General features: G+C 54.0%; 1 protein-coding gene. It reads left to right on the plus strand.

The genetic code is table 11. From position 1 onward, the window contains the following. Positions 1–100 precede the first annotated feature (100 nt). Positions 101–640, plus strand: a complete 540-nt coding sequence (locus QEH53_RS23880; RefSeq protein ID WP_309025750.1) for a transposase — start codon at positions 101–103, stop codon at positions 638–640. Positions 641–871 lie beyond the last annotated feature (231 nt).

Consider the following 871-nt stretch of genomic DNA (forward strand, 5'->3'; position numbering starts at 1 on the left):
CCTAAGAGACTGTCTAATAAGTCGCGAGAACAGCATTTTTTGTGTCTTCCCGTTCTTTGCTTGCGCTCTTTTCTAACGAGATCCCCACTACAGGGAGTCGATGGAAAATGGACCTTATCCCAGCGACCTGACCGGCAGCGAGTGGAGCGTAATTGAACCTTCGATACCGGGAGCGGGGAATCTCTGCCGTCCACCCCGATACGACAAGAGACGCGTGCTGGATGCGATCCCCTACCTGGCACGTAGCAGCATAGCCTGGTGGATGATGCCCAAGGAACTTCCGCCATGGCGAATCTGCTACCACTACTTCTCGAAGTGGAAGAGAGAAGGGGGCTGGCAGAAAATCCATGACGAGCTTTGCGGCTACTTCCGGTACCGCAGCGATAAGCAAAAGCTCCCACGGACGCGATCATCGACTCGCAGAGCATGCGAACTGCTGGCCACCCCGGCCCTAGCGGATGTGATGCAGGAAAGGAGGCTAAGGGAATCAAAAGACATCTACTCCTGGACTCGTGCTTGGTTGCGTGGTCCACACGGCGTCAGTACAGGAATGAGACGGGGCTCGAATGGTTCTAGGCAAACTCGTGAACGAGTTCGGGTGGATACGCAAGGTCTGGGCCGAGGCGGGACACCTCGGTAAACTGGTCCAATAGGCATTCGAAATTCCAAGGCATAGCAAGGTCGTGCTGGAGATAATCCGTGGAAGCGAAAAAACCAAGGGCTTTGAACTGCTGCCTAGACGGTGATCTTCGCGTGGCTATCCCAGTTAGGCAGGTTTACCATCGACCGAGAAAGTAAAGCATGCTCATCTGAGGCGATGATCAAACTCACGACAAGAAGGCTCGCTAATTAGCGACTTATTGGACAGTCT

Source organism: Pelagicoccus sp. SDUM812002, from assembly GCF_031127835.1.
Classification (GTDB): domain Bacteria; phylum Verrucomicrobiota; class Verrucomicrobiia; order Opitutales; family Opitutaceae; genus Pelagicoccus.

What these genes read in the sequence shown, in the direction of transcription:
- QEH53_RS23880 (WP_309025750.1), top strand. Translation starts at nt 101, where the DNA reads ATGGAAAATGGACCTTATCCCAGCGACCTGACCGGCAGCGAGTGGAGC.